At 66.4% G+C, this 25,549-nt stretch carries 27 protein-coding genes; 17 read left to right on the plus strand and 10 right to left on the minus strand.

Annotated elements, in window-relative coordinates:
- The first annotated feature begins 15 nt into the window (after nt 1-15).
- The 3 genes from HMPREF2914_RS12460 (at nt 16) to HMPREF2914_RS12470 (ending at nt 2,616) form a co-directional block, all read left to right on the plus strand.
- A complete protein-coding gene (locus HMPREF2914_RS12460; RefSeq protein ID WP_023092786.1) occupies nt 16-444 on the plus strand; it encodes an EamA family transporter in 429 nt (142 codons plus the stop codon).
- A gap of 97 nt (nt 445-541) precedes the next feature.
- Nucleotides 542-2,035, plus strand: coding sequence for an acetyl-CoA hydrolase/transferase family protein (locus HMPREF2914_RS12465; protein ID WP_003096875.1), 1,494 nt, complete (start codon nt 542-544; stop codon nt 2,033-2,035).
- Between the two features lie 377 nt (nt 2,036-2,412).
- On the plus strand, nt 2,413-2,616 hold the full coding sequence (locus tag HMPREF2914_RS12470) for a DUF1127 domain-containing protein (protein ID WP_003096877.1): 204 nt from the start codon (nt 2,413-2,415) through the stop codon (nt 2,614-2,616).
- Nucleotides 2,617-2,671: 55 nt separating this feature from the next.
- Here HMPREF2914_RS12470 and wbpZ read toward each other — a convergent pair whose 3' ends face one another.
- The 9 genes from wbpZ to HMPREF2914_RS32360 form a co-directional block, all read right to left on the minus strand.
- Complete coding sequence (wbpZ, locus tag HMPREF2914_RS12475) at nt 2,672-3,817, minus strand: D-rhamnosyltransferase WbpZ (protein WP_003458263.1); 1,146 nt, start codon at nt 3,815-3,817, stop codon at nt 2,672-2,674.
- Nucleotides 3,818-4,945, minus strand: a complete 1,128-nt coding sequence (locus tag HMPREF2914_RS12480) for a glycosyltransferase family 4 protein (RefSeq protein WP_023092787.1) — start codon at nt 4,943-4,945, stop codon at nt 3,818-3,820.
- Nucleotides 4,929-6,311, minus strand: a complete 1,383-nt coding sequence (locus HMPREF2914_RS12485; RefSeq protein ID WP_003110353.1) for a glycosyltransferase family 4 protein — start codon at nt 6,309-6,311, stop codon at nt 4,929-4,931. Before HMPREF2914_RS12485 ends, HMPREF2914_RS12480 begins: the two co-directional genes overlap by 17 nt.
- Nucleotides 6,308-7,573, minus strand: coding sequence for an ABC transporter ATP-binding protein (locus HMPREF2914_RS12490; protein WP_023092788.1), 1,266 nt, complete (start codon nt 7,571-7,573; stop codon nt 6,308-6,310). The genes HMPREF2914_RS12485 and HMPREF2914_RS12490 overlap by 4 nt, the downstream gene beginning before the upstream one ends.
- Nucleotides 7,573-8,370, minus strand: coding sequence for an ABC transporter permease (locus HMPREF2914_RS12495; RefSeq protein WP_003096887.1), 798 nt, complete (start codon nt 8,368-8,370; stop codon nt 7,573-7,575). Before HMPREF2914_RS12495 ends, HMPREF2914_RS12490 begins: the two co-directional genes overlap by 1 nt.
- Nucleotides 8,370-9,809, minus strand: coding sequence for a mannose-1-phosphate guanylyltransferase/mannose-6-phosphate isomerase (locus tag HMPREF2914_RS12500; RefSeq protein WP_003096889.1), 1,440 nt, complete (start codon nt 9,807-9,809; stop codon nt 8,370-8,372). Before HMPREF2914_RS12500 ends, HMPREF2914_RS12495 begins: the two co-directional genes overlap by 1 nt.
- Nucleotides 9,810-9,812: 3 nt before the next feature.
- Nucleotides 9,813-10,784 (minus strand): GDP-mannose 4,6-dehydratase, encoded by a 972-nt coding sequence (gene gmd, locus HMPREF2914_RS12505; protein ID WP_003096890.1) that lies wholly within the window; start codon nt 10,782-10,784, stop codon nt 9,813-9,815.
- The gene (gene rmd, locus HMPREF2914_RS12510; RefSeq protein WP_003096892.1) at nt 10,781-11,695 is read right to left on the minus strand and encodes a GDP-6-deoxy-D-mannose reductase; all 915 of its coding nucleotides are present in this window, start codon (nt 11,693-11,695) and stop codon (nt 10,781-10,783) included. The genes gmd and rmd overlap by 4 nt, the downstream gene beginning before the upstream one ends.
- 159 nt (nt 11,696-11,854) lie before the next feature.
- Entirely contained in the window at nt 11,855-12,091 is a 237-nt protein-coding gene (locus HMPREF2914_RS32360; protein ID WP_003096896.1) for a hypothetical protein, read from the minus strand.
- 11 nt (nt 12,092-12,102) lie between these two features.
- On the opposite strand from HMPREF2914_RS32360, the gene HMPREF2914_RS12515 reads away from it, so the two are divergent.
- From HMPREF2914_RS12515 to HMPREF2914_RS12560, 10 genes are all read left to right on the plus strand, one after another.
- Entirely contained in the window at nt 12,103-13,731 is a 1,629-nt protein-coding gene (locus HMPREF2914_RS12515) for a glycosyltransferase (protein ID WP_023092789.1), read from the plus strand.
- Nucleotides 13,725-15,026 (plus strand): glycosyltransferase, encoded by a 1,302-nt coding sequence (locus tag HMPREF2914_RS12520; protein WP_023092790.1) that lies wholly within the window; start codon nt 13,725-13,727, stop codon nt 15,024-15,026. The genes HMPREF2914_RS12515 and HMPREF2914_RS12520 overlap by 7 nt, the downstream gene beginning before the upstream one ends.
- On the plus strand, nt 15,023-15,886 hold the full coding sequence (locus HMPREF2914_RS12525) for a class I SAM-dependent methyltransferase (protein WP_009316023.1): 864 nt from the start codon (nt 15,023-15,025) through the stop codon (nt 15,884-15,886). The genes HMPREF2914_RS12520 and HMPREF2914_RS12525 overlap by 4 nt, the downstream gene beginning before the upstream one ends.
- Nucleotides 15,883-17,025, plus strand: coding sequence for an acyltransferase family protein (locus HMPREF2914_RS12530; protein ID WP_004351842.1), 1,143 nt, complete (start codon nt 15,883-15,885; stop codon nt 17,023-17,025). The genes HMPREF2914_RS12525 and HMPREF2914_RS12530 overlap by 4 nt, the downstream gene beginning before the upstream one ends.
- Entirely contained in the window at nt 17,019-17,855 is an 837-nt protein-coding gene (locus HMPREF2914_RS12535; RefSeq protein ID WP_023092791.1) for a class I SAM-dependent methyltransferase, read from the plus strand. The genes HMPREF2914_RS12530 and HMPREF2914_RS12535 overlap by 7 nt, the downstream gene beginning before the upstream one ends.
- A 162-nt stretch (nt 17,856-18,017) precedes the next feature.
- Complete coding sequence (locus HMPREF2914_RS12540; protein WP_003096905.1) at nt 18,018-18,230, plus strand: DUF1127 domain-containing protein; 213 nt, start codon at nt 18,018-18,020, stop codon at nt 18,228-18,230.
- A gap of 95 nt (nt 18,231-18,325) precedes the next feature.
- A complete protein-coding gene (locus tag HMPREF2914_RS12545) occupies nt 18,326-18,643 on the plus strand; it encodes a DUF2388 domain-containing protein (RefSeq protein WP_003096907.1) in 318 nt (105 codons plus the stop codon).
- A gap of 124 nt (nt 18,644-18,767) precedes the next feature.
- Nucleotides 18,768-19,061 carry a DUF2388 domain-containing protein gene (locus HMPREF2914_RS12550; RefSeq protein WP_003110362.1) on the plus strand — a complete coding sequence of 98 codons (294 nt, stop codon included), beginning with the start codon at nt 18,768-18,770 and terminating at the stop codon, nt 19,059-19,061.
- 43 nt (nt 19,062-19,104) lie between these two features.
- A complete protein-coding gene (locus HMPREF2914_RS12555) occupies nt 19,105-19,425 on the plus strand; it encodes a DUF2388 domain-containing protein (RefSeq protein WP_003114112.1) in 321 nt (106 codons plus the stop codon).
- Nucleotides 19,422-21,380, plus strand: a complete 1,959-nt coding sequence (locus tag HMPREF2914_RS12560; protein WP_023092792.1) for a DUF7844 domain-containing protein — start codon at nt 19,422-19,424, stop codon at nt 21,378-21,380. The genes HMPREF2914_RS12555 and HMPREF2914_RS12560 overlap by 4 nt, the downstream gene beginning before the upstream one ends.
- 104 nt (nt 21,381-21,484) lie before the next feature.
- Here HMPREF2914_RS12560 and HMPREF2914_RS12565 read toward each other — a convergent pair whose 3' ends face one another.
- Entirely contained in the window at nt 21,485-21,904 is a 420-nt protein-coding gene (locus HMPREF2914_RS12565; protein ID WP_023092793.1) for a GFA family protein, read from the minus strand.
- A 67-nt stretch (nt 21,905-21,971) separates the two neighbouring features.
- Between HMPREF2914_RS12565 and HMPREF2914_RS12570 the strand changes: the two genes are divergently transcribed.
- The 4 genes from HMPREF2914_RS12570 to HMPREF2914_RS12585 all read left to right on the plus strand — a co-directional run.
- Nucleotides 21,972-22,916: an AEC family transporter gene (locus tag HMPREF2914_RS12570; RefSeq protein WP_003096914.1), complete on the plus strand. Its 945-nt coding sequence runs from the start codon at nt 21,972-21,974 to the stop codon at nt 22,914-22,916.
- On the plus strand, nt 22,913-23,275 hold the full coding sequence (locus HMPREF2914_RS12575) for a DUF2388 domain-containing protein (RefSeq protein WP_003102543.1): 363 nt from the start codon (nt 22,913-22,915) through the stop codon (nt 23,273-23,275). Before HMPREF2914_RS12570 ends, HMPREF2914_RS12575 begins: the two co-directional genes overlap by 4 nt.
- 279 nt (nt 23,276-23,554) lie before the next feature.
- Nucleotides 23,555-24,859, plus strand: a complete 1,305-nt coding sequence (locus HMPREF2914_RS12580) for a CitMHS family transporter (RefSeq protein WP_003142123.1) — start codon at nt 23,555-23,557, stop codon at nt 24,857-24,859.
- 20 nt (nt 24,860-24,879) lie between these two features.
- Nucleotides 24,880-25,549, plus strand: a 670-nt coding sequence (locus HMPREF2914_RS12585; RefSeq protein ID WP_070702822.1) for a TerC family protein, incomplete at its 3' end; no start/stop codon positions are given.

Genomic DNA, 25,549 nt, shown 5'->3' on the forward strand with positions numbered 1-25,549 from the left:
CCGGAGGAGGACGACATGCTGGCATCCTGGGCCTTCTGGGCACTGCTTTCGGCGCTGTTCGCCGCGCTGACCGCGATCTTCGCCAAGATCGGCCTCGACCGGGTCGATTCGGACTTCGCCACCTTCATCCGCACCCTGGTGATCCTCGTCACCCTCGGCGGCATCCTCGCGGTCCTGGGCAAGTTCCAGGCCCCGGGCAGCATCCTGCCGCGCAGCTGGCTGTTCCTGGTGCTCTCCGGGCTGGCCACCGGTGCCTCCTGGACCTGCTATTTCCGCGCCCTCAAGCTCGGCCCGGCGTCGCTGGTGGCGCCGCTGGACAAGTTCAGCGTGGTGCTGGTGGCACTGCTCGGCGTGGCCTTCCTCGGCGAACGCCTGGACCTGCGCCAATGGCTCGGCGTAGCCCTGGTGACAGCGGGCGTGGTGGTCCTGGCAATCCGCCCATAAGCCCGCTGAATGGCGCTTCGACCTTGGTATAAAGGCGAAAAATCGCGGAAACCCTAGACTGGCGGCCTCTAATAATTCGTCGTCTGAGGTTCGTTCCATGTACCGTGATCGCGTGCGCCTGCCCTCCCTGCTCGACAAGGTGATGAGTGCGGCCGAAGCCGCCGACCTGATCCAGGACGGCATGACCGTCGGCATGAGCGGTTTCACCCGCGCCGGCGAGGCCAAGGCCGTACCCCAGGCGCTGGCCATGCGCGCCAAGGAACGTCCGCTGCGTATCAGCCTGATGACCGGCGCCAGCCTCGGCAACGACCTCGACAAGCAGCTCACCGAGGCCGGCGTGCTCGCCCGGCGCATGCCGTTCCAGGTCGACAGCACCCTGCGCAAGGCGATCAACGCCGGCGAAGTGATGTTCATCGACCAGCATCTCTCGGAAACCGTCGAGCAGTTGCGCAACCACCAGCTGAAGCTGCCGGACATCGCCGTCATCGAAGCCGCCGCGATCACCGAGCAGGGCCACATCGTGCCGACCACCTCGGTGGGCAACTCGGCGAGCTTCGCGATCTTCGCCAAGCAGGTCATCGTCGAGATCAACCTGGCCCACAGCACCAACCTGGAAGGCCTGCACGACATCTATATCCCGACCTACCGGCCGACCCGCACGCCGATCCCGCTGACCCGCGTCGACGACCGCATCGGCAGCACGGCGATCCCGATCCCGCCGGAGAAGATCGTCGCCATCGTCATCAACGACCAGCCGGACTCGCCATCCACCGTGCTGCCGCCGGACGGCGAGACCCAGGCCATCGCCAACCACCTGATCGATTTCTTCAAGCGCGAGGTCGACGCCGGGCGCATGAGCAACAGCCTCGGCCCGCTGCAGGCCGGTATCGGCAGCATCGCCAACGCGGTGATGTGCGGCCTGATCGAGTCGCCGTTCGAGAACCTGACCATGTACTCCGAAGTGCTGCAGGACTCGACCTTCGACCTGATCGACGCCGGCAAGCTGCGCTTCGCCTCGGGCAGCTCGATCACCCTGTCGCCGCGGCGTAACGCCGACGTGTTCGGTAACCTGGAGCGCTACAAGGACAAGCTGGTGCTGCGCCCGCAGGAAATCTCCAACCACCCCGAGGTGGTCCGTCGCCTGGGCATCATCGGCATCAATACGGCGCTGGAGTTCGACATCTACGGCAACGTCAACTCGACCCACGTCGGCGGCACCAAGATGATGAACGGTATCGGCGGCTCCGGCGACTTCGCCCGCAACGCGCACCTGGCGATCTTCGTCACCAAGTCGATCGCCAAGGGCGGCAACATTTCCAGCGTGGTGCCGATGGTCAGCCATGTCGACCACACCGAGCACGACGTCGACATCCTCGTCACCGAGCAGGGCCTCGCCGACCTGCGCGGCCTGGCGCCTCGCGAACGGGCCCGGGTGATCATCGAGAACTGTGTCCACCCGTCCTACCAGGCACCGCTGCTGGACTACTTCGAGGCGGCTTGCGCGAAAGGCGGCCACACGCCGCATCTGTTGCGCGAGGCGCTGGCCTGGCACCTGAACCTGGAAGAACGTGGACACATGCTGGCCGGCTGAGGCTGAACCGTTTCATCCGCAACTATTTCCAGCGCCCGGACGATTAATTCTTCCGGGCGTCTGGACAGGGCAGAAAAAACCACGTAAAAACATATTTCGGCGGCCTTTTCTCTTGCCGCCATCGCAACACGCCGACCCGGCCCTTCCGCTTTTCCTGCTGTAACACTTCGTTGTTTCTTTCGGTAACGCACCATGACGGTGCAGAGCGGTACAGTTACGCACCGAAACAACCCATACAGTTCGGAAACACACCCCGGTGATCCAACGCAATTCTCCGCAACTGTTCCTATTCTTGTTGACCTGTTAGTCAGATCATATTGCTCAGTTAATCACTAGCAACCTGACTACCCACCACAAGTGGGAAGGATCGACACATCATGGAACGTACCCTCGGTTCCAACACTTTCGACATCGCTCGCTCCAACCGCCGCAGCAGCAGCCTGCTGGGCACCATGAAACTGTGGCAGCGCCGCATCCAGAGCCGTCGCCAGCTGGCCCGTCTGGACTCCCGCCTGCTCGCCGACGCCGGCATCAGCGAAGCCCAGCGCTACGCCGAGCTGAACAAGCCGTTCTGGCGCTAAGCGATACTGTAACGCCCCGGTTCGGCCCAGCCTGAACTGTACCGTAGGCCGCTCCTTACCGAGCGGCCTTCACGTATCTGGAAGAAGCCTTTTCCTCCAGCAGTTCACGGTACAGCTCGCTCCAGCGACGCCCCATCTCTTCGGCGGTGAACAGTTGCCGATAGCGGGCCTCCGCGTTCCTGCCCATATCCTCCGCCTGCTGCGGATGCTCCCAGAGCCAGCGCATCGCTTGGCGAAACGCGGCCGGCTGGCTGGGCGGCACGACCAGGCCGGTCTCGCCATGGATATTGATGTAGCTGGTGCCGGTGCCGATCTCGCTGGAGATCATCGGCTTGCCGTACATCGCGCCCTCCAGCAGGGAGATGCCGAACGCCTCGGAACGCAGGTGCGACGGAAAGACCATGGCGTAGCTGAGTTGCAGCAGGGCGACCTTGTCCTCGTCGTCCACCCGCCCGAGGAAGTGCACGTTGCGCAACCCCAGCGCCGCGGCCTGGGCATACAGCTCGGCCTGCAACGGCCCGGCACCGACGATCACCACCGGGTAATCGGTGCCCTGCAACGCATCCAGCAGGATATGCAGGCCCTTGTAGTAACGCATCACCCCGACGAACAGGAAGAACCGCGGCCCGAGTTTCTCTCGCCAGTGCTCCAGACGCTGTGCCGCAGGCTTCGGGTAGCAAGCCTTGTCCAGGCCGTAGGTGATCACCCGGGTCTTTTCCCGGTACTGGCGGAGCACGTCGCTGGTGCTGAAGTAGTTGGGCGACGCCACCGCGATCCGATCGACGCTATGAAGGAAGCGCCCCATAAGCGGCCGGTACAGTTTCAACAGGACGCGCTGGCGGATGATGTCCGAATGGTAGGTGACCACGCTCGGCTTGTTCATACCGGTGAGGAAATGCACCAGGTCCATGAACGGCCAGGGGAAGTGGTAGTTGACCACGTCCGCCTCCGCCGCCAGCTCGCGGAACTGCTTGAACACGCTCAGGGAAAAACCGGTGGAGGCGAGCTGCAGGTCGAGCCTGGCGCGATGCACCACATGTCCGCCGAAGGGCACGACAGGCGGATGCGGGTCGCTGCTCAGGGTCAGGACGTGGTTGTCGATCCCCCACGACCCGCTGCTCTCGCAAAGCTGGAAGATCACCTGTTCGATCCCGCCTACCGTCTCGCTCAGGTAGGTCTTGTAGAAGTGCAGTACCCGCATTCAGCCCTCCACGGCACGACGATAGGCTGCAGCGGTGAGATTCGCGCAACGCTTCCAGGAAAACTGCTCCGCCCGTCGCAGGCCGGCTTCCCGGCAGCACTCCCAGTAGACGGTATCCTCGGTCATGCGGACCAGCATGTCAGATAGCCCATTGGCATCATCCGGGTCAATATAGCTGCCCGCCTCGCCGGCCACCTCCGGCATTGCGGAGAGTCGCGTGAGCAATACCGGCGTGCCGCTGGCCATGGCTTCCAGCACAGGCAGGCCGAAGCCTTCGTAGATCGAGGGGAAGACCAGCGCCCGAGCGCCCGACATCAACTCGGCGACCCGCTCGTCCGGCAGGTAGCCGAGCAGCCGCACCGTCCCAGAAGCCAGCGCCTGGCGCAGTTCGTCGTCAAGCGAGCGACTTTCCCATCCCGGCATGCCGACGATCATCAGCGGAAAACGCTGGCGGACCGGCGCCGGCAGTTGCCCATGGGCGCGCAGGGCCAGCGACAGGTTCTTGCGCGGTTCGAGGGTTCCTACGCAGAGGAAATACCCGCGCGGCACCAGGCCATGCGCGCGCAAGGGCTCGCGCAGGGACTCCCGGTCCCGCGGACGGAACCGCGCGGCATGGCCGAGGGGCGCCACCACGAAGCGCTCGCGCGGCAGGCCGAAATACGCCTGCGCCTCGTCGGCGATCGCCTGCGAGTCGGTCAGGATCAACCGCGCCTTTTCCATCCCGCGCGCCAGCCGGCGTTCTATTTCGCGCAAGCGGGCGGCGGGTTGCGTCGCCGGATAATGCAGGTGGGTCAGGTCGTGCAGGGTCATCAGCATCGGCCCGTCGAAGTCCAGCGGCCAGAGACTGGGCTCATGGTAGAGATCGACCGGCGGCCGACCGCTATCGAAACGCCGCTGCTCCAGCCAGCGTCGTGCCCGGTAGGCTCCGGGCAGGTTGCGCAGCCAGGGCGACAGACGCGAATAGCCGGGCAGCGCCGCCGCCGGCAGGTCGCCGCTCCAGCCCCAGCCATGGAACAGGGAAAACTCGAAGTCCGCGTGCGCCTGCAACGCGCCCAGCAACTCGACCAGGTAATGTCCGATGCCGGTCCGCGGCGCCTGGAGAATCCGCGCGTTAACCGCAATCCGCATGTACTGCCTCGCCATGCGTCGGGGCCTTGCCGAGGGCGAGCAGGATCCGCGCGATCAGTTGCCGACTCGCTTCGTGCCAGCCGATCCAGCGCCATTCGCCGACCGGTCGCTCGGCCGGGAACTCGCCCGTGGCTTCGAAGCGGGTGACCAGGTTCGCCAGGGTCTGCGGATCGGCAAGGTCGAAGTAGGCCATGAATTCGCCGCCGATCTCGCGGAACACCGGGATGTCGCTGCCCATCGCCGGCAGGCCGCGCTGCATGGCCTCCACCAGCGGCAGGCCGAAACCTTCCACATAGGACGGGAAGACCAGCGATGCGGCATGGGAGTATGCGTACTCCAGGCTCTTGTCGGAGAGGTCGTTGAACATGAACAGGCGCTTGTTCAGCTCCGGATGCTGCCGCACCCGTTCCACCAGCGCCTCGCACTTCCAGCCGATGCGTCCGGCGATGCACAACCGCACCTGCGAACCCTGGGCCCAGGCGCGCTCGAAGGCATCCAGCAGGTAACCGTGGTTCTTCCGCGGCTCGATGGTGCTGACCATCAGGAATACCGGCGCCTTGGCCTTGAACATGCGCAGCAGGTCGGGCTCGACGGAGGCGCCGTCCTCCACCAGGTCCAGCTCCGAACCCAGGTGGAAATAATCGAACCAGCGTTGCGCGACCTTCTCCGGGCCGATGCGCCGCAGCATCTCCGCGCGCACTTCGTCGCGAATGGTCTCGGAAATCGCGACGTAGCCGTCGGCGGTGGCCGCGATCCAGTCGAACCAGTGGTTGAACACCTTGACCAGGCCGGCATCGCAGAATTGCGGATGGGTCAGGGGAATCAGGTCGTAGATCACCGAGACGATGCCCACGCCCTCGCTCTTGAGGCGTTCCGCCAGCGGGAAGAAATCGGCGTGCCAGGAGGAGTCCAGCAAGACCAGTTGGTCGCCGGCCCGATGTTCGAGCGGGGTCGCGCGCACGGGTGCAGGCTGCTGCTTGCCGAGGATGCGGTCGAGCAGGCGCAGCGGAATGCTGAGGAAGGCGAAGGCGAACAGGCGGCAGGCTACATAGAGAAGGCGCCGGGCCCACGGCGAGGAACGGAACGGGCGGCGCTTTTCCAGGGTGCGCTGGCCCAGCCAGAAGTAGTTGGCGGCTCGCTCCACCAGGATGCGCAGGCGTACCAACGGCGAATGCGGCCGCGGGTCCAGCGGCGCCAGGCTGTGGACCTGATACAGGGTGCCGTCGAGCATTGCCACCGGGATGCACTCCACCGTCTCGTCGGCTTCCGGCAACTCGCGGATGACGTTGCGCACCACCCGCTGAATACCGGAATTGACCTTGGGATGCTCGAACACATAGGTGCATTCGACCAACAGACGCGTCATGGAGTGCTCTCCGCGGAAGTGGGGTCCAGAGCCGCCTCGCCGGAGCGGCTGATATGGGTTTCGGCGCCCAGCCAGGAGCAACCGACGAAGTCTTCCTGGCGGTTGTTGATGACATGGAAGACCAGGCCGTAGTCGCGCCATTCGAAGTTGCGGTCCAGGTGCGAGTCCAGCCGCGACAGGCTCAGCGCCACCGAGTAGTGCCCCTTGCCCAGACGCATGTCGAAAGCGAAGCGGTAGGTGATGCGCTCGCCGGCCTTCAGGTCGGTGAGGGCCTTGTCCAGGCGGTGGGTATTGATCCCGTACATCGGCTGGCCGAGGCGGTCCTTGATCATGAAGCCGAGGATCAGCCGCTCGATGTCCTGGCGAACTTCGACCTCGACTTCCAGCGTCACCGCCTGGCCTACCTCGACCACCTCCAGCGCGCGCTGCCGCTGGTCGACCATCCGTACGTCGAGGATCGCTGCCTCGCCAGTGCCGGAAATCGTCCGCACCTGGCCGTCGGCGAGCATTTCCTGGCGCACGGTCTGCCCCTCGCGCTCGGCGAGCAGGGCGTTGTAGTAGTCCATCACTTCTTCCGGCCGCCCGCGCATGGCCATCCGTCCCTGCTCCAGGAGGATCGCGGAGTCGCAGATGGACTGGATCGCCGAGCGGTCGTGGGAAACGATCAGCAGGGTGGTGCCGGCCTTGCGGAAACTGCGGATGCGCTCGAAGCTCTTGTGCTGGAAATAGGCATCGCCAACCGACAGGGCCTCGTCGACGATCAGGATGTCCGGCCGCCGGGCAGTCGCCACGCTGAACGCCAGGCGCATCTGCATGCCGCTGGAGTAGGTGCGCACCGGTTGCTCGATGGCCTCGCCGATTTCGGCGAAGGCCTCGATCTCCGGCATCAGCGCCTGGATTTCCTCGACCTGCATGCCCAGCAATTGCCCGGCCATGAAGACGTTCTGCCGGCCGGTGAAGTCCGGGTGGAAGCCCATGCCCAGCTCGAGCAGCGCGGCGACCCGGCCGGCCACGCGGATCTCGCCGCAGGTCGGCTGGGTGGTGCCGGCGATCATCTTCAGCAAGGTGCTCTTGCCGGCGCCGTTGACCCCGACGATGCCGACCGCTTCGCCCGGCTCGATGGTGAACTCGACCTCGCGCAGGATCCAGTGCAGGTGGTGGCGCGGAGGGCTGAAAGGCACCAGCCATTCGAACAACCGGCTCCAGCGATTGGGATACTGCTTGTAGGCCTTGCCGAGGCCGGATACGTGTATCTGTCCCATCAGAGTTCATCCACCATTTCGCCGACCCGCTGGCGGAACAGACGCAGGCCGAGCGCGCACAGCAGCAGCGCCAGCAGGGTGATCGGCAGCAATGAAGGCCAGTCCGGCCATTGCCCGTGGAGGAACAGCTGCTGGTAGCTGCGCATCAGCGCGGTCATCGGGTTGAGTTCGATCAGCGAGCGGATACCCTCGGGCAGGATGCCGATCGGATAGACGATCGGCGTCAGCCAGAACCAGAACTGCAGACAGATGCCGAACAACTGGCCGACGTCGCGGAAGAACACGTTGAGCACCCCGAGGATCATCCCCAGTCCCGCCGCGAACAGCACCTGGATCGCCAGCAGCGGCACCAGCGCGAGCAATGCCGCGCCCGGCAGGCGCCCGCTGAGGGCAAGAAAGCCGAGGAACAAGGCGAGGATGATGGCGAAATTGACCCCGGCGTTGAGCAGTACGATGACCGGCAGGCAGATGCGCGGGAAGCTGATCTTCTTCAGCAGGTTGGCGTTCTCGATGAACATGCTCTGGCTGCGCGAGGTGATTTCCGCGAACAGGCCCCAGGTCAGCAGCCCGGCGCAGAGATAGACGCTGTAGGCCAGGCCGTCGTCGACGCCCGGCAGGCGCGCGCGCATCACCTGGGAGAAGATCACCGTGTAGACGACGATCATCGACAGCGGATTGAGCACCGTCCACAGCGCGCCGAACAGCGACCCGCGGTAGCGCGACTGGAACTCGCGCTTGACGCTGCCGAGAACGAAGCCACGATAGCCCCACAAGGAACGAGACAAGCCAAGAAGCATCAGACCACCCTGCCGTACTGGTCCTCGAAGCGGACGATGTCGTCCTCTCCCAGGTATTCGCCGCTCTGCACCTCGATCATCACCAGGTCGATGACCCCCGGGTTTTCCAGGCGATGCCGGTGGCCCGCGGGAATGTAGGTCGACTCGTTGCTGTTGACCAGCCGCGCGCCATCGCCATTGGTGACCCTGGCCATGCCTTGCACCACGATCCAGTGCTCGCTGCGGTGATGGTGCATCTGCAGCGACAAGCGCTCTCCCGGCCTGACCACGATTCGCTTGATCTTGAAGCGCGGCCCTTCCTCGAGGACGGTATAGCTGCCCCAGGGACGGTTGACGGTCCGATGCAGCCGATAGGCCTCGTGCCGCTCGTCCTTCAACCGCTGCACCACCCTGCGCACCTCCTGGACCCGGTCGGCGCGGGCGATCAGCAGCGCATCGGAAGTATCCACCACGACCAGGTCGTCGACCCCGACCGTGGCGACCAGGCGCCCGTCGCTCTGCACGAAGGTGTTACGGGTGTCGACGAACAGGGTGTCGCCGCTGCCGCGATTGCCCTCTGCGTCCGCGTCGAGCAGCGCGCTCATCGCGCCCCAGGAACCGATATCGCTCCAGTCGAAGGCCGCCGGCACCACGGCGACCCGCGCGGAGCGCTCCATCAGCGCATAGTCGATGGAAATGTCCGGCAGCGCGGCGAAGGCTTCGCCCGCCAGCTCATGCTGGATGCCATCGGCCATCTTCACCGCCGCACTGGCGGCCAGGCAGGCCCTGGCCTGCTCCAGCAGGGCCGGGGCATGCTGCGCCAGCTCGTCGACCAGGGTCGAGGCCGTGAAACAGAACATCCCGGAGTTCCACAGGAAACCGCCACTTTCCACGTAGCGACGGGCGGTTTCCTCATCGGGTTTCTCGACGAAGCGGCGCACCTTGGCCGCCCCCTGCTCGTCCAGCCGGTCGCCCAGCTCGATATAGCCGAAACCGGTTTCCGCTGCGTCCGGCACCACGCCGAAGGTAACCAGGTGCCCGGCGACGGCGAGACGCGCGGCATGCCCCACCGCCTCGCGGAAGGCCTCCTCGTTGCGGATCAGGTGATCCGCCGGCATCACCACCAGTACCGCCGCGTCGCCATGTTCGGCTTGCAGCGCCAGGGCGGCGACGGCAATCGCCGGGGCGGTGTTGCGCCCGGTCGGTTCGAGGATGAAATGTCCCCGGTGCCGCCCCAGGCGGGCCGCCTGGAACTGGTCCTTGCTCTGGAAGTAATGCTCGCGGTTGGTCACCGTGACGATTTCGCCATGCCCGGCCAGGAGCCCGGCGGCACGTCGGTAGGTCTTGCCCAGCAGGGTCTGGCCATCGGGCAGGCGCATGAACGGCTTCGGCTGTCCTTCACGCGACACCGGCCACAGGCGGGTACCGGCGCCGCCGGAAAGCACCACGGGAATCAGCATGGCTTACTCCCGGGAAACGCGTCGCAGGTCCGCCTCGACCATCATCCGGATCAGCTCGTCCAGGCTGGTCCTGGGCTTCCAGCCGAGCACACGCTGGGCCTTGGCCGGATTACCCAGCAGCACGTCGACCTCGGCGGGCCGGAAGAACGCCGGGTCGATCTTGAGGAAGTCGCGGTAGTCCAGGCCCACATGCTCGAAAGCGATCTGGCACATGTCGCGCACGGTGGTAGTGACACCGGTGGCCACCACGTAGTCGTCGGCCTTGTCCTGCTGCAACATCAGCCACATGGCTTCGACGTAGTCCCCGGCAAAGCCCCAGTCGCGCTTGGCGTCGACGTTGCCCAGGCGCAATTCCTGCTGCTTGCCGAGCTTGATGCGGGCCACCGCGTCGGTAACCTTGCGCGTGACGAACTCGATGCCGCGCAGCGGCGACTCGTGGTTGAACAGGATGCCGCTGGAGGCGTGCAGGCCGAAGCTCTCGCGATAGTTGACGGTGATCCAGTGGCCATAGAGCTTGGCCACGCCGTAGGGGCTGCGCGGGTAGAACGGCGTGTTCTCGTCCTGGCGCTCGGCCTGGATCAGGCCGAACATCTCGCTGGTGGAGGCCTGGTAGAAGCGCGTTTCCGGGCTGAACTGGCGGATCGCCTCGAGCAGGTGGGTCACGCCCAGGCCGTCGACGACGCCGGTGGTCACCGGCTGGTTCCAGGAAGCCCCGACGAAGCTCTGTGCCGCCAGGTTGTAGACCTCCTGCGGCTGCGCCTTGATCACCGCGCGCTGCACCGAACAGGCATCGGCCATGTCGCCGTCCTCGTACTGGATATCGCCTTCGATCCCCAGTTCACGCAGGCGCCAGCGCGTGTCGCTGCTGCGCCGCGCCACCAGGCCGTGGACCCGGTAGCCCTTCTCCAGCAGCAGCTTGGCCAGGTACGCTCCGTCCTGACCGGTGATCCCAGTTACCAGTGCACTTCTTGTCATTCTTCTCGTACCCGTGACTCCCAGTCGGACAGGATCGCCCGCAGGGACTGTTTTATGGTTATTTCAGGCTTCCAGCCCGTGGCGTCATGCAGTCGCGCATGGCTGCCGCGAACCCGACGCTGTTCCGCCCGGCGCATCCGGGCAGGGTCCTGAACGATTTCCAGCTCGACCTGGGCGATGTCCGCCAGCAGTTCGATCAGCTCGCGAATCTTCTGCTCCTGCCCGGAACAGACGTTATAGACGGCGCCCGCCTCGCCGTGGGAGAGCAGGCGCAGATAGGCTGACAGCACGTCCTGGACATCGAGGAAATCACGGCTGACGTCGATGTCCCCCACTTCCAGCCGATTGGCCTGCAAGCCCTGCTTCATCCGGGCGATCTGCCGCGCGGCGCTGGCGATCACGAAGCTGTCCTTCTGCCCCGGCCCGATATGGTTGAACGGCCGCGCCACCAGCACCCGCCAGCCTTCGGTGATACCCCACTGCAGGCACAGCGACTCGGCCGCCAGCTTGCTGACCGCATAGGGATTGCGCGGGTGGGGGATGAGTTCCTCGTGGATCGGCAACGCCGCCTCGGCCACCTGGCCGTAGACGTCGCCGGAGCTGATGTACAGGAAGGTACCGGAGAAGCCCCGCGCCTTAAGCGCCTGGAGCAGGTTCAGGGTGCCAAGGAGGTTGATCTGCAGGGTCCGCGCAGGATCGCGGAAGGCCTCCGGCACATAGGTCTGCCCGGCCAGGTGGATGACCGCATCCGGCAGCTCCGGCCAGAGGTCGCCCAGCGAATCCGGCTCCAGCAGGTCGTAACGATGCGGTACGGGAAGGAGCGCCCACGGCGTGTGGGCCGCTGCCAGATAAGCTTGAAGATGCTTGCCTACGAAACCGGAGAGCCCGGTGACGAACAGACGCTGAGTCAAGGAAGCGGGCCTTTTATCTGATGCTACGCTCGGCGACGCTCTTCCTAGGAATACGACGTTCCAGAGGTCATGCCGGATAGCGTGTTGTTCTGATTATCGCGCTCCAATCTGTGCCAAGAATGCGCCAATTTCAACCGCTTATTCGTGACCGGTAGGTTCTCACTCGAACGGCATGACGTTTTCTCCGTCAGCCTTCACGTTTTTGCGAAAGGTATGTTTAGAATGCCTCTCGATTTCGTGCTTGACTGCCTCCTGTTCTGTTGATCGAACAGGTCGCGGCTGCGATAACAGAACAAGAACACGATGGGTCGACCAGTCCGCCGGGAAGGCTTCCGGACAACGAAGCAGCGCCTGGCCTCGCTCATCACCACCAAGCTGTCGAACGGGCAGTTTCATCACGAGATGCCATGAATTTCATCCTTTACTCGGATATCAACGAGCGCTCGATCGGCCACAACCTCGGTCGCCCCGAATACAGCTACTACTTCGTCCTCAAGGCCTACCGGCCAATCCTCGAATCGCTGGGACAGGTCCACCTGGTACAGAGCACGGACGAAGTCGACCCGCTCTATCGGCAACTGCATGAACAGGGCGAAGACTGCCTGTTCCTCTCCTTCACCCCGCCGCACAAGGCGGCGCGGGGCCTGCAATGCCCGATGCTGTGCGTGGTCGCCTGGGAGTTCGAGTCGATTCCCGACGTGGCGTGGGACGGCGATCCGGCGCAGGACTGGAGCCAGGTCCTGGCCGGCCATGGCGCAGCCATCACCCTCTCCGAGCAGACTGCCCACGCGGTTCGCCGGGTGCTGGGCGAAGATTTTCCGGTGCTGGCGCTGCCTACGCCGATCTGGGAGGAGTTCGCCGCGATCCGCCAGCAAGGCGAACGGAATCCGGTCAAGTCCGGCGAGACCCTGCAACTCAAGGGCTGCGTCATCGACAGCCGCCTGCTGGGCCTTTCCGCCGACGGCCTCATCGCACCGATCAGGGAAGAGACCGAGGACGAGATCCTCGAGGTCCTCCCCGAGACGCCCGCCGAGCCCGAGCCCGAACCGGTCCCTGAGCCAGAACCAGAGCCAGAGCCGGTTCCTCTCGACTGGAGGCGCCGACTGGTCATCAGCAAGCACTACCTGCTGCTGTGGTACCGGGAAGCTGTCAGCGACCTGGTACCCATGCCGGTACGCCGCTGGCTGTTCCGTCACCTGCGCCAGCCGCTGCCGCACCCGCCAACGGCGCTGGAAACGCTGCCGGAGCCATTGCCCCAGGCCACCGAGCCGATGCCGCCCGCCGAGCCCGAGCATCCGCCGGCGCTGCTGCCGGACGTCGACCAGCACCAGCAGGTCGTCGTGGACGGGGTGGTCTACGTCTCGGTGTTCAATCCGCTGGACGGGCGCAAGAACTGGCATCACCTGATCACCGCCTTCTGCTGGGCATTCCGCGACACCAGCGATGCCACGCTGGTGCTGAAGATGACCCAGAGCGACCTGACGACCTACCACGTCGAACTGCTCACCCTGCTTTCCCAACTGTCGCCGTTCGCCTGCCGGGTCATCGCCCTGCACGGCTATCTCGACGCCGCGGAGTACGCCCGTCTGTACGGAGCCGCCAGCTACTACGTGAACGCCTCGCGCTGCGAGGGCCTGTGCCTGCCGCTGATGGAGTTCATGTCCTGCGGCACCCCGGCGATCGCTCCGGACCATTCGGCGATGGCCGACTACATGGACGCCCAGGTGGGCTTCGTGGTCCGCTCCAGCCAGGAGCCCGCGGCCTGGCCGCAGGATTCGCGCCGGTTGTACAGCACCCGGCGCTACCGGCCGAGCTGGGAGTCCCTGAAGGAGGCCTACCTGGAGAGCTACCGGGTGGCCCGGGAACAGCCGGAGCGCTATCGGCAGCTGTCCACCGCGGCCAACCAACGCATGCGCGGCTACTGCGCCGGCGACGTGGTCCGCCAGCGCCTGGAACCCTTCCTTTCCGCTCGCAAGGCAACCCCTGCGCCCGGCGTCGAACTGGCGGCCACCGCCACAGGCAACGTTCCATGCTGATCATCATCCACTCCGAGACCAACAAGACCACCATCCGGCAGAACCTCGGGCGCCCGGAGTACAGCTATTACTTCGTCCTCAAGGAATTCCGTCCGCTGCTGGAAGAGATCGGCCAGGTGGTCGAAGTCAGCGATCCCGACGAACTGGTGGACCGCCTCTACCACGACTGCCGCAAGCGCGGCGAACCCTGCGTCTTCCTCTCCTTCTCGCCGCCCCATCGCACGCCGATCCACCATGCCTGCCCAACCATCCCGGTGTTCGCCTGGGAGTTCAGCACCCTGCCCAGCGAAACCTGGCACGACGAACCGCGCCACGACTGGCGACACGTGCTGCGCCACAGCGGACGGGCCATCACCCATTCCAGCTTCACGGTCGACGTGGTGCGCGCCGCCATGGGTCGCGACTACCCGGTACTGAGCGTGCCGGCGCCGGTCTGGGATCGCTTCGCCAACCGCGCCTCGCAGCAGGCGGGCCGTCCCGAAGCCCGGGATGTGCGCCTGCACCTGGACGGCCTGCTGGTGGACAGCCGCCAGTTGGACCTGGCCGTCCATGCCGACCCCGAGCCGTCGGCGGAGATCCTGGCCCTGCCGGACCGCGCGGCGAAAAAGGTCGAGCTGAGCCTCGACGGGGTCATCTACACCTCGGTGTTCAACCCCTACGACGGGCGCAAGAACTGGCAGGACATGATCAGCGCGTTCTGCGCCACCTTCCGCGACGAGCCCGACGCCACCCTGGTGCTGAAACTGACCCACCACAACGTCGGCGAAGCGCTGGCCGACATGCTTCACCACCTGTACAAGAACCAGTCCTACCGCTGCCGCATCGTGCTGATCCACGGCTACCTCGCCGACCCGGACTACGAGCGGCTGGTCGAGGCCACCAGCTACGTGGTGAACACCTCCTACGGCGAAGGCCAATGCCTGCCGCTGATGGAATTCATGTCCAGCGGCAAGCCGGCCGTGGCTCCGCGCAATACCGCGATGATCGACTACATCGACGCCGACAACGCCTTCATCGTCGACTCCTCGGAAGAAGCCACCGCCTGGCCCCACGACCCGCGTGCGGCCTACCGCACGCTGCGCTACATCACCGACTGGGAGTCGCTGTGCCGGGCCTACCGGGCCAGTTTCGAGGTCGCTCGCCAGGAGCCGGAGCGCTACGCACGCATGTCCGCGCATGCCAGCGCCAGCCTCGAACGCTTCTGCAGCCGCAAGCTGGCCGTGGAGCGCCTGCGTCGCTTCCTCGACGAAGCGGCACAAGGCGACCCCGCCGCCTTGCAAAGCATCCCGGCATGATCCGCGCCCTGCTCCAACGCTGGCGTTCCCGTCCCGCTGCGGCGAGCGAACCGGTGTCGCCACGCATGTGCGGTCTGCGCGATGCGGTGCTGGATGGCTGGTTCCGCAGCGAAACCGGCGAACTGCTCGCCGGCTTCGCCATCGGCGCCCAGGACACCCTGCTCGATCTCGGCTGCGGCGAAGGCGTCGCCACCCTCTTCGCCGCCCGCCAGGGCGCTTCGGTGATCTTCACCGACAGCGAGGAAGACAAGGTGCGGAGCCTGGCGCAGCAGGTCGAGGCGGTGGCCCGGCGGCCCTTCACCGGCCTGGTCAGCGACAGCGATCCGCTGCCGCTGCGCGACGCCTGCGCCGACAAGCTGGTGTGCATGGAAGTGCTCGAACACGTGGCCAACCCAGCGCGGGTGATGGACGAACTCGTGCGTCTCGGACGCCCTGGCGCGCAGTACCTGCTGAGCGTGCCGGACCCGGTCGGCGAACACCTGCAGCAGGGCATCGCCCCGGCCGACTACTTCCGGGCGCCCAACCACATCCACATCTTCTCCCGCGACGACTTCGCGCGCCTGGTGCAGGACGCCGGGCTGGTCATCGAGCACCGCCAGGCCAGCGGCTTCTTCTGGGTGATGGGCATGATCTTCTTCTGGGCCAGCGAACGGGCCGCCGGCCGTGAGCTCGGCGGCGCCGTCCGCGACCGTATCCAGCCGCCCTACCCGGCGCTGATGGAAGACTGGGCACGGCTCTGGGAAAACCTCCTGGCCCGTCCCGACGGTCTGGAGATCAAGCACCTGCTCGACCATTTCATGCCCAAGAGCCAGGTGATCATCGCGCGCAAGCCGCTCGACCCCGGATCGTCGCGGACATGAGCGGCAAACGCATCCTCGACATCGAACTGTTGCGCGGGCTGGCCGTGCTCGGCGTGGTATTCCACCATCTGCACGGCAACCTGTTCAGCGGCTCCCCGGCACTGCTGGACGGCATCAACCAGCGCGTCCAGTTCTGGTGGGGCGTGGACCTGTTCTTCGCCATCTCCGGCTTCGTCATCGCCCGCACCCTCATCCCGCAACTGCGCGAGGCGCCCACACGCCAGGCATTCTGGGAACAGGCGCGGTACTTCTGGATCCGCCGCGCCTTCCGCCTGTTGCCCTCGGCCTGGCTGTGGCTGGCGCTGATCCTGGCCTGTTGCCTGCTGCTGAACCGCTCCGGAGCCTTCGGCAGCCTGTCGGCCAACCTCGCGGCGAGCCTCGCCGGTTTCCTCCAGGTCGCCAACTTCCGCTTCGCCGACAGTTTCTACCGCTACGAATACGGTGCCAGCTTCGTCTACTGGAGCCTTTCCCTGGAGGAACAGTTCTACCTCCTGCTGCCGCTGCTGATCCTCTGCCTGCGTCGCTACCTGGGCTGGGCCCTGCTGGCGCTGGTGCTGGTCCAGTTCTTCAGCCTGCGCACGCCGCTGCTGATGGTATTGCGCACTGACGCCCTGGCCATCGGCGTACTGCTCGCCCTCGCCTCCCTGCAGCCTGGCTATGCCCGCTGGAACCCCACCCTGCTGGGCCGCGCCTGGAGCGGGCCGTTGCTGCTGGTCGCCGTGGCCGCGGCCCTGGGCGTGCTGGCCAGCGAAGCGTACAGCCTGGTCGCCGTGCGGATCGGCGCCATCGCGCTATTGTGCGGACTGCTGGTGTGGATAGCCTCCTACGACCGCGACTACCTGCTCTCCAACGGGCCGCTGAAGCGCTTGCTGGTCTGGGTCGGCGCGCGCTCCTATGCGATCTACCTGATCCACATCCCGGCGTTCTATCTCAGTCGCGAACTCTGCTTCCGCCTGGGCTGGGACGCCGGCGAGCGGCCCCTGTCGCTGCTCGGCACCAGCCTGGTCCTGATCGTCGTACTCAGCGAGCTCAACTACCGCTTCGTCGAGAGCCCCTGCCGCGACCTGGGCTCCCGCCTGGTCAAGCGCCTGAGCGCCGCCCGCCGCGTCGCCACCACTTCCGGAGCCACCTCATGCTGAACTTCCTCAAGAAGATCGTCTCGCCGCCCAGCCCCGCCACCGAGCCCGTCGCCGCGCCACTCGCCCCTGCGCCGGTCGACCCGTACATGCTCGGGTTGCGCGACGCGGTGCTCAGCGGCTGGTTCAACCAGGAGACCGACGAGCTGTTCAGCGGCTTTCCGATTTCCGCCAAGGACACCGTGCTCGACGTGGGGTGCGGCGACGGCGGCAACGTTCATTTCTGCGCCATGCGCGGCGCTCGCATCATCATCGCCGACATCGACGCGGAAAAGATCGCCAGGACCCGCGAGCGCCTGGCCGATACCCCGGCCCGCGAACTGGAATGCCTGGTCAGCGACTGCGACCCGCTGCCCCTGGCTGACGCCACGGCCACCCGGGTGGTCTCCACCGAGGTCATCGAGCACGTCGACGATCCGCGGCAGTTCCTCGCCGAGCTGGTACGGGTCGGCCAGCCCGGCGCACTCTATCTGCTCAGCGTGCCGCATCCCACGTCGGAAGACCTGCAGAAAGACTTCGCCGCCGACGAATACTTCCGCAAGCCCAACCACATCCGCGTGCTCGGCGAGGAGCAGTTCGCCGCACTGGTGCGCGAAGCCGGGCTGGAAATCCTCAGCCACAGCCGCTACGGCTTCTACTGGTCGCTGTGGATGCTGCTGTTCTGGGAGGCCAAGGTCGATTTCGGCAATCCCGACCATCCTCTCCTCGAACACTGGGCCAGGACCTGGCAGGCGCTGCTCGACTCGCCGCGCGGCCCGGCCATCAAGCAGGCCCTGGACGCCGTGGTCGCCAAGAGCCAGGTGATCATCGCGCGCAAGCCCGCCCAGGCGTAGAGCCACCGGAACAGTTCCGCTACAGCCGGGCGGAACAGTTGCCGGGGCCACCGAACTGTTCCGTCCAACTCCCGCGTGGTTGCCCCTGAGCAAGCCAGCGGTCCCGGCGCATCATGAGGTTCCACACCCCGCCCCCATCCCCGGGATGGGAAGGAACGCACGATGAGGACATCCCCGCACCCGCACGCCGGGAGTTCCAGCGGTCTCCCGGCTGCCCATCCACATCTCGCCGCCCTGCTGGAAAAATTGAATTCCTGGCGACAAAACGCTCGATCGCGCAAGCATCTTGCGCAAATGTCCGAACACGACCTCGCCGACCTGGCGATCAGCCCGAGCGAACGCTACGTAGAGATTTCGAAACCTTTCTGGCGCTGAGCCGCTGGTGACGTGGCGCACAGTTGGTTAGTCTCAGCGTTGACACGGCCGCGCGGATGCGGCCGTCTACGCTGACTTCGTTCGGAGCAACTCACATGAAACGTCTGCGCCTGATCGGTGCCGCTGCCCTGCTCGCCTGCGCCTCCAGCGCGTTCGCCAGCAGCTTCGTGGTCACCACGGATACCCTGGTCCGCGCTACCGGCATGACCTCCAATGCCACTTCGGACATCACCAATTCCTTCCGCGACGACAAGATCGTCCTCGAAGCGCGCGACGACGCCGCCAGCTTCGTCGCCAGCCAGGGCGACATCCGCGGCTCGCACCTGGAAGCCGCACTGCGCCACATCCGTGGCAAGCTGCCGAGCCTGGCCGCCAACGACATGCAACTGGCCCAGGCGATCCTGACCATCTGAGTCGCCCGCCCCGCCGCCGCAGCCGCCCGGCTGCGGCGATGACCCGGCCGACCGGCCACACTGGCTCCGCGCCGCACATTCCGTTAGCCTTGGCGGCTGTTCCAGTCCTATTCCGCTCAACCCCATGCGTTACCGGTTCTCGTTGTTCTTCTGTTGCCTGCTGGCGCCCGCTGCGCACGCCTTCGATACCACGACGGCGTTCACCGCGAAGTCTCTTTACGTCACCAGCAAGCTGACCAGCACGCCGTTCGAGAACAAATTGTTACGCGATGCCCGGGGCGATGCGGCCAGCTTCGTCGCCAGCGATGGCAGCATCCGCGGTGCGCGCCTGGAAGCGGCATTGCGCTGGCTGCGTGTCGCGCACCCCGAGCTGGCGGCCAGCGATCAGGAACTGGCCGAAGCAATTCTTGCCCAATAGGCGATCACCACCGTTCCGGAGAACCTCCATGCGCCGTAGCTCCATGCGTCATAGCCCCCTGTTCGCCGCCCTGCTGCTGGCGCTCTGCGCCACGGCCGCGGAAGCACGCTCGGTGGTCGCGACCAGCAATATCATCGTCCGCGCCCTCGACCGCAGCATCGACTTCACTTCCGACACCACCACTTCCGTGCGCGACATGAAAGTGGTCACCGAGGCGCGCGACGACGCCGCCAGTTTCGTCGCCAGCGACGGCGCCATTCGCGGCGCCCAGCTGGAAGCCGCGATGCGGACCCTGCGCAGCCGTCTGCCGGAAGCCCGCGAAGCCTCCGACCAGGTACTTGCCGAAGCCATTCTCGCCCTGTGAGGAAGGCCTGCGCCTGGCTGCTGGCGCTGGCCCTCTGCGGAGCCGGCAACGCGACGGCGGCCCTGCGCCTGAAACTCGACGCGCCTGAGCTGGACCCTGCGCAGCGCGAGGCCAGCCAGCAACTCTTGGACGAAGCCGCGGACAAGCTGCCGCCGGCCTTCCGCGAACGCCTGGACCGCGAGATCGAGGTCGAGTGGCGCGACGACCTGCCCGCCAACGGCATGGGCCAGGCCCGTGGTCCGCAGCGCATCGCGCTGAACCGCAAGTACCTGTCCGATCTCACCGACGGCAGCGCCGCCAGCCGCCAGACCGGGCGCGTGCACGGCACCGAGCGGCGCGAGCTGCTGGCGACCCTGCTGCACGAGCTGACCCACGTCTACGATCGCGCGCGCCTGTGGTCGGCGGAGGAAAAACGCGAGATCCGCCGCTGCACGCGCCAGGAAGAAACCCTCGGCCGGATCGCCCAGCCCACCGATTGCCGCGGGCAGAGCGGGCGCCGCTTCACGCTCTCCGACGACCCGCGCCTGCTCGATCTCGCCGGCTGGCCGCAGCGCGCCGGCCAGCGCGGGCGGCGCGAGGCGCACAATGGCTTCGTACTGCGCAGCCCGGACGTCTACGAGCTGAGCAATCCGCGCGAGTTCGTCGCGGTGAACATGGAGTACTTCCTTCTCGATCCCAGCTACGCCTGCCGCCGCCCGGCGCTCTACCGCTACTACCAGCAACGCTTCGGCTGGGCGCCGGAACACAGCGCCTGTGCGCAGAGCTTCGCCTACCTCAACGCCGGCCGCGACTTCGGCCAGCAGCCGCTGGGCCAGCTCGACCCCGAGCGGGTCTACGAGGTCGACTACCTGCTGGCCGAGGCCAACGACAACCTGGTCAGCCGCTGGGGCCACACCATGCTCCGCCTGGTGATCTGCGCCCCCGGCCGGCCGCGTGGGCCGGACTGCCGGCTGGACCTCGACCAGCATCTGGTGCTGTCCTACCGCGCCTTCGTCGGCGACCTGCAATTGTCCAGCTGGGACGGCCTGACCGGCGCCTATCCGTCGCGCCTGTTCGTCCTGCCGCTGTCGCAGGTGATCGAGGAATACACCAAGGTCGAGCTGCGCAGCCTCGCCTCGGTGCCGCTGAAGCTGGACCGCGAGGAGGTCGCCAGCCTGGTCGAGCGCGCCGCGCAGAGTCACTGGAGCTACGACGGTCAGTACTACTTCATCTCCAACAATTGCGCGGTGGAAACCCTCAAGCTGCTGCGCAGCGGCATCCCACGGCGACCGCTGCAAAGCCTGGACAGCATCACCCCCTACGGCGTGCTCGAGATGCTGGAGAACCGCAAGCTGGCCGATCCCAGCGTGCTCGACGACCCCAAGGAAGCCCTGCGCCTGGGCTACCGCTTCGACTCCTTCCGCGACCGCTACCAGGCGATGTTCGATGTGCTCAAGCAGCGCCTGCACATTCCCCAGGACAAGGTCGAGGACTGGCTGGCGCTGCCGGCCAGGGAGCGCCAGCCCTGGTTCGCCAAGGCCGACCTGCGCGCCAGCGCCGCGCTGCTGCTGCTCGAGCAGGCCTCGCTGCGGCGCCAGCTGCTGCTCGCCCAGGACGAGTTGAAGCGCCTGTACCTCGGCCATCTGGACAAGCCGGCCGGCGACCAGCGCCTGGAAGTGGCCGGCAAGACCTTCCAGCAGATCCTCGACGACAGCGGCTTCCTCAGTCGTCCGGCGGAACTCCTGGAGGGCGGCTACGGCCTGCCGCAGGCCACCGAGTGGAAGCACCTGGAAGAGCAGACCCGCGAACGCCAGGCGCGCCTGCGCCGGCTCAGCGACGACCTCGACCGCGAGGTCCGCGCCCTGCTCGATCCCGAGCGCCGCGCCGAGCTGGAAGCCAACGAGGCCAACATCAAGGAGGTCGGCGCGCACCTGCGCGAGCTGCACAAGGCGGCCGGCGGGCTGATGCTGCCCTGAGGGAGGCGCCTGCAGGACGCGTCCCGGGCGCTCTTCCAGCGCCTCGCAGACGGCGGATAACGCTCTGCGTTATTCGCCCTACAGGTGCCAGCTCCGGTCTTCGCTCACGGGGCGTCCGCTCCGGCGATGAACTCCTCGTCCTCTTCGGGCAACTGCGGGTCGAGGTGTAGCCATGGCAGGCGGCTGCCGACCCAGAGGTGCCGGTTGGCGGGGGCGCGCTCGGGATGGTCGAGGCTGGCCACGGTGAAGTCCAGGGTATCGGCGCTGAGCCGGGTGAACAACGCCAGGTTGGCCCCGCAACGCGGGCAGAAGTAGCGCGTGCAGCTGGCCGACGAGGCATATTCCGCCGCTTCGCCCGCCAGCCAGCGGAACGCCGCGCGCGGCACCGTGGCCCAGGTGGTGACGATGCCGCCGGTGGTGCGCCGGCAGATCGAGCAGTGGCAGTGAGCGACATCGTCCAGCGGCGCGGCGACGGCGTAGCGCAGATAGCCGCAATGGCAACCGCCGGTATGGGTCTCGGGCATGGCGAATCCTCCTCGCGGGAGTGCCAGCATAAGCCGGACTTGCCCTGTGCCGCAGCCACCTCGCAAGATGAGCGGATTCCACTATCCGGGGGTGCCCGTGACCGCTCTGCTCTACTCCCTCTGGCCGCTGTTCGCCCTCATCGTCGGCGGTTACGCCCTGCGCCGCTGGGACTTTCCCGGCGAAGCCTTCTGGCCTGCCGCAGAACGCCTGAACTACTTCATCCTGTTTCCCGCGCTGCTGTTCAGCAACCTGGCGACCGCGCCGCTGGACGACCCCGGCCTGGCCCGCCAAGCCCTGGCCGTACTGCTCGGGCTCGGCGTCGCCTGGCTCGCCCTGCTGCTCTGCAAGCGCTGGCGCGGCTGGGACGCCGGGCGCTTCGGCGCCATCGCCCAGGGCGTATTGCGCTTCAACACCTATCTCGGCCTGGCCGCGGTCGGCAGCCTGTACGGCAAGCCGGGCCTGACCCTGGCCGCGCTGATGCTGGCGCTGATGGTGCCGACGGTGAACGTGATGTCGGTCTGGGCGCTGACCGCCGAGCGCGGCATCAGCCTGCGCGCGCTGCTGCTGCCGATCCTGAAGAACCCGCTGATCCTCGCCTGCCTCGCCGGCGCACTGGTCAACCTGGCCGGCGTCGGCCTGCCCGGCGGCAGCGATCGCCTGCTCAACCTGCTGGCGGTGGCCAGCCTGCCGCTGGGCCTGCTGTGCGTCGGCGCGGCGCTGAAACCCCAGGAACTCGGCGGCGAAGTCGCGGCCCTTGGCTGGAACTGCGCGGCGCGGCTGCTGGCGATGCCCCTGCTGGCCTTCGCCATCGCTCGCGGGCTGGGCCTGCCGAGCATGGAAAGCGCCGTGCTGGTGCTGTTCTTCGCCCTGCCGACGGCGCCCACCGCCTATGTGCTGACCCGCCAACTGGGCGGCGACGGCCACCTGATGGCGGGCATCATCACCTTGCAAACGCTGCTTTCCGGCGCCACCCTGGTCGGCGTACTCCTCGTGCTGCAAGGAAGCCCATGACGACAGGACGCGTGGCCGCCGCCCTCACGGCGCTCTGCCTGCTCTGCCAACCGGCCTTCGGTTTCATCAAGGTGTTTCCCGAATTCGACGACGAACCCGGCGCCGCCACCTTCTTCTGGGCGGCCGTCACCACCGTCGGCCCGTTCATCGGCAGCACCGTCAGCGCACAGGAGTCCAGCGCTGACGAGGGCGACAAGCTCGTCCAGGCGCGGGACGACGCCGCCAGCTTCGTCGCCAGCGACGGTGCGATCCGTGGCGCGTACCTCCAGGCGGCCTTGCAGGTCCTGCGCCAGGCCCCGGAATACGCCGGGTACAGCGACCTGCAACTGGCCGCGGCGCTCCTCGCGCGGCAGCCCTGATCGACCACATATCCGAAATTACCCGCACGTTTCCCGCCGTTATCCAGCGAAAGCTGCCTGAAAGCTTCCCGCCGTAGCATCCGCCCACCACCGGCAGAAGACCGGTCACGACGGCGCGTCCATGAGACGCCCGCTTACCCGTACAAAAACAACAATGGTGATTGCCATGCCCCGTTCCGCACACGCCTACAGCCGCACTCCGTCCGCGCGACGCCTCCCGCCCGCCGCCTGCTGACCGCACGCCGCACGCCCGTCCGCCGTCTTCCCCGGAGTGAATCCATGCTGACCCTGCTCGCCTTCGCCATGGTGGCGACCTTCATGTTCCTGATCATGACCAAGCGCCTGTCCGCGCTGATCGCGCTGATCCTGGTCCCGATCGCCTTCGCCCTGATCGGCGGTTTCGCCGCCGGCCTCGGCCCGATGATGCTCGACGGCATCCGCACCCTGGCGCCGACCGGCGTGATGCTGATGTTCGCGATCCTCTACTTCGCCATCATGATCGACTCCGGGCTGTTCGACCCGGCGGTGCGCAAGATCCTCCGGCTGGTCAAGGGCGACCCGCTGAAGGTCTCGCTGGGCACCGCGGCGCTGGCGATGATCGTCTCCCTCGACGGCGACGGCTCGACCACCTACATGATCTGCGTGGCCGCCGTACTGCCGTTGTACAGCCGCCTGGGCATGAGCCCGCTGGTGATGGCCTGCCTGATCATGCTCTCCAGCGGCGTGCTCAACATGACCCCCTGGGGTGGCCCCACCGCCCGCGCGGCGAGCGCCCTGCACGTCGACCCGGCGGATATCTTCGTGCCGATGATCCCGGCGATGATCGCCGGGCTGCTGGCGATCTTCGCCATCGCCTGGATCTACGGCAAGCGCGAGCGCGCCCGCCTCGGCGAGCTGCACCTGCCCACCGACCACGAGGACCTGGCGGAGATCAGCGTGTCGCAGTATCCGGAGGCGCGCCGGCCCAGGCTGCTGTGGTTCAACGCCATTCTCACCGTGGTCCTGATGGCGACCCTGATCGCCGGCCTGCTGCCGATGCCGGTGCTGTTCATGATCGCCTTCGGCATCGCCATGATCGTCAACTACCCGTGCATCCAGGAGCAGAAGAAGCGCATCGGCGCACACGCCGAGAACATTCTCGCGGTGGTCTCGCTGATCTTCGCCGCCGGGGTGTTCACCGGCATCCTCTCCGGCACCGGGATGGTCGACGCCATGTCCAAGAGCCTGCTGGCGGTGATCCCGCCGGCGCTGGGCCCATACCTGGCGACCATCACCGCGCTGGTGAGCATGCCGTTCACCTTCTTCATGTCCAACGACGCCTTCTACTACGGCGTCCTGCCGATCCTCACCCAGGCCGCCGCCGAATACGGCATCACCCCGGTGGAAATGGCCCGCGCCTCGATCGTCGGCCAGCCGGTGCACCTGCTCAGCCCGCTGGTGCCCTCCACCTACCTGCTGGTGGGGCTGGCCAAGATCGACTTCGGCGACCATCAGCGCTTCACCCTGAAATGGGCCGTGCTGGTGTGCCTGGCAATCCTCGCCATGGCCCTGCTGCTGGGCCTGTTCCCCCTGTTCAGTAACTGACCGAGACGAGTGACCGCTTCATGGAATGGCTGACCAGCCCGGAAATCTGGATTGCGTTCTTCACCCTGACCGCCCTGGAGATCGTCCTCGGCATCGACAACATCATCATGATCTCGATCCTGGTCGGGCGCATGCCGAAGCACCTGCAGCCACGCACCCGCTTCTTCGGCCTGGCCCTGGCGATGGTGACGCGGATCCTGCTGTTGCTGTCGATCACCTGGGTCATGCGCCTGACCGCCGACCTCTTCCACCTGTTCGGCCAAGGCATCTCCGGACGCGACCTGATCCTGTTCTTCGGCGGCCTGTTCCTGCTCTGGAAAAGCAGCTCGGAGATCTACCAGGGCCTGGAAGGCGAGGAAGAAAGCGGCGAGGAACCGAAGGGTTCGGCGGGCGGCTTCATCGGCACCATCATCCAGATCGCGATCATCGACATCGTCTTTTCCCTGGACTCGGTGATCACCGCCGTCGGTATGGTCTCCCACGTGCCGGTGATGGTCGCGGCGATCATCGTCGCGGTACTGGTGATGATGCTCTGCGCCGGCGCCATCAGCGACTTCATCGACAAGCACCCGTCGCTGAAGATGCTCGCCCTGTCGTTCCTCATCGTGGTCGGCACGGTGTTGATCGCCGAAGCCTTCGAAGTCCATGTGCCGAAGGGCTACGTCTACTTCGCCATGGCCTTCTCCCTGG

Origin of the sequence: Pseudomonas sp. HMSC067G02 (assembly GCF_001813485.1) — a bacterium.
GTDB lineage: Bacteria > Pseudomonadota > Gammaproteobacteria > Pseudomonadales > Pseudomonadaceae > Pseudomonas > Pseudomonas aeruginosa.

Excerpts from the sequence above, each read along its gene's own strand:
- HMPREF2914_RS12460 (WP_023092786.1), top strand. The coding sequence starts at position 16 with ATGCTGGCATCCTGGGCCTTCTGGGCACTGCTTTCGGCGCTGTTCGCC.
- HMPREF2914_RS12465 (WP_003096875.1), top strand. The coding sequence starts at position 542 with ATGTACCGTGATCGCGTGCGCCTGCCCTCCCTGCTCGACAAGGTGATG.
- HMPREF2914_RS12470 (WP_003096877.1), top strand. The coding sequence starts at position 2,413 with ATGGAACGTACCCTCGGTTCCAACACTTTCGACATCGCTCGCTCCAAC.
- wbpZ (WP_003458263.1), bottom strand. The coding sequence starts at position 3,817 with ATGCGGGTACTGCACTTCTACAAGACCTACCTGAGCGAGACGGTAGGC.
- HMPREF2914_RS12480 (WP_023092787.1), bottom strand. The coding sequence starts at position 4,945 with ATGCGGATTGCGGTTAACGCGCGGATTCTCCAGGCGCCGCGGACCGGC.
- HMPREF2914_RS12485 (WP_003110353.1), bottom strand. The coding sequence starts at position 6,311 with ATGACGCGTCTGTTGGTCGAATGCACCTATGTGTTCGAGCATCCCAAG.
- HMPREF2914_RS12490 (WP_023092788.1), bottom strand. The coding sequence starts at position 7,573 with ATGGGACAGATACACGTATCCGGCCTCGGCAAGGCCTACAAGCAGTAT.
- HMPREF2914_RS12495 (WP_003096887.1), bottom strand. The coding sequence starts at position 8,370 with ATGCTTCTTGGCTTGTCTCGTTCCTTGTGGGGCTATCGTGGCTTCGTT.
- HMPREF2914_RS12500 (WP_003096889.1), bottom strand. The coding sequence starts at position 9,809 with ATGCTGATTCCCGTGGTGCTTTCCGGCGGCGCCGGTACCCGCCTGTGG.
- gmd (WP_003096890.1), bottom strand. The coding sequence starts at position 10,784 with ATGACAAGAAGTGCACTGGTAACTGGGATCACCGGTCAGGACGGAGCG.
- HMPREF2914_RS32360 (WP_003096896.1), bottom strand. The coding sequence starts at position 12,091 with ATGAAACTGCCCGTTCGACAGCTTGGTGGTGATGAGCGAGGCCAGGCG.
- HMPREF2914_RS12515 (WP_023092789.1), top strand. The coding sequence starts at position 12,103 with ATGAATTTCATCCTTTACTCGGATATCAACGAGCGCTCGATCGGCCAC.
- HMPREF2914_RS12520 (WP_023092790.1), top strand. The coding sequence starts at position 13,725 with ATGCTGATCATCATCCACTCCGAGACCAACAAGACCACCATCCGGCAG.
- HMPREF2914_RS12525 (WP_009316023.1), top strand. The coding sequence starts at position 15,023 with ATGATCCGCGCCCTGCTCCAACGCTGGCGTTCCCGTCCCGCTGCGGCG.
- HMPREF2914_RS12530 (WP_004351842.1), top strand. The coding sequence starts at position 15,883 with ATGAGCGGCAAACGCATCCTCGACATCGAACTGTTGCGCGGGCTGGCC.
- HMPREF2914_RS12535 (WP_023092791.1), top strand. The coding sequence starts at position 17,019 with ATGCTGAACTTCCTCAAGAAGATCGTCTCGCCGCCCAGCCCCGCCACC.
- HMPREF2914_RS12540 (WP_003096905.1), top strand. The coding sequence starts at position 18,018 with ATGAGGACATCCCCGCACCCGCACGCCGGGAGTTCCAGCGGTCTCCCG.
- HMPREF2914_RS12545 (WP_003096907.1), top strand. The coding sequence starts at position 18,326 with ATGAAACGTCTGCGCCTGATCGGTGCCGCTGCCCTGCTCGCCTGCGCC.
- HMPREF2914_RS12550 (WP_003110362.1), top strand. The coding sequence starts at position 18,768 with ATGCGTTACCGGTTCTCGTTGTTCTTCTGTTGCCTGCTGGCGCCCGCT.
- HMPREF2914_RS12555 (WP_003114112.1), top strand. The coding sequence starts at position 19,105 with ATGCGTCATAGCCCCCTGTTCGCCGCCCTGCTGCTGGCGCTCTGCGCC.
- HMPREF2914_RS12565 (WP_023092793.1), bottom strand. The coding sequence starts at position 21,904 with ATGCCCGAGACCCATACCGGCGGTTGCCATTGCGGCTATCTGCGCTAC.
- HMPREF2914_RS12570 (WP_003096914.1), top strand. The coding sequence starts at position 21,972 with ATGAGCGGATTCCACTATCCGGGGGTGCCCGTGACCGCTCTGCTCTAC.
- HMPREF2914_RS12575 (WP_003102543.1), top strand. The coding sequence starts at position 22,913 with ATGACGACAGGACGCGTGGCCGCCGCCCTCACGGCGCTCTGCCTGCTC.
- HMPREF2914_RS12580 (WP_003142123.1), top strand. The coding sequence starts at position 23,555 with ATGCTGACCCTGCTCGCCTTCGCCATGGTGGCGACCTTCATGTTCCTG.